This window comes from Novacetimonas maltaceti, assembly GCF_002906255.1.
GTDB lineage: Bacteria > Pseudomonadota > Alphaproteobacteria > Acetobacterales > Acetobacteraceae > Novacetimonas > Novacetimonas maltaceti.
Genome location: NZ_POTC01000142.1, coordinates 1 through 821, shown reverse-complemented (window position 1 = coordinate 821; position 821 = coordinate 1). Strand labels below are relative to the sequence as shown.

The 821-nt window shown below is 55.9% G+C and carries 1 protein-coding gene; it reads left to right on the top strand.

Going from position 1 to position 821, the window contains the following annotated elements:
- Positions 1–55 precede the first annotated feature (55 nt).
- Positions 56–807 (top strand): IS5 family transposase gene (locus tag KMAL_RS16715; RefSeq protein ID WP_110096541.1). Its coding sequence is split into 2 segments (ribosomal slippage): positions 56–386 and positions 386–807, totalling 753 coding nucleotides; the frame shifts between segments, so codons are not numbered across the junction.
- Positions 808–821 lie beyond the last annotated feature (14 nt).

Sequence of the window (821 nt, the reverse complement as noted above, 5' to 3'; positions counted from 1 at the left end):
GGGTCTGTTGGGAATTATGGTTTTTAAAAGCGTGTGATTGTGATTCAAGGTCTGCATGGATCGCTTCGTACTGACAGACGCCCAATGGGCGAAAATGGAACCGCTGTGCCTTGGCAAGAAAACGGATCGCGGGCGCAGTGGGCAGGACAACCGGCTCTTTATCGAGGCGGTCTTATGGATTGCCCGGACCGGCAGTCCATGGCGGGATCTTCCGACGTATTTCGGGCATTGGAACTCGGTCTATTCCCGTTACAGCGACTGGATGAAAGCCGGTGTTTTCAAACGGCTTTTTGAAGCGGTCTCTGACGATTCCGACATGGAATATGCGATGATCGATGGCACGGTGGTCCGGGTTCACCGCCATGGCCAGGGCGCAAAAGGGGGACCCGAAGCCAGGCGATAGGACGCAGTGTGACGGGATGGTCGACCAAGATCATCGCCATGACCGATGCCCTTGGCAATCTGGTTCGCTTCACGCTCATCCCCGGCCAGCATTACGATACGGTCGGGGTGATGCCTCTTCTTGAGCCAGCGGATTTCGAGGGACTTCTTGCTGACAAGGCGTTCGATGTCCACTGGATCGTGGACACCATACGCGCGCAAGGGGCCCGCGTGGTCATTCCCCAGCGTCGGAACCGCCTCGACAGGCGCCCCTTTGATAAAGCCCTGTTCAAGGCGCGCCATCTCATCGAGAACTTCTTCTGCAAACTCAAGGAGTTCAAGCGCATCGCCATGCGAAGCGACAAGACAGACAGATCATTCGCAGCAATGATTTATCTCACCGCCGCTATCATCAATTCACGGTAATTCCCAACAGACCC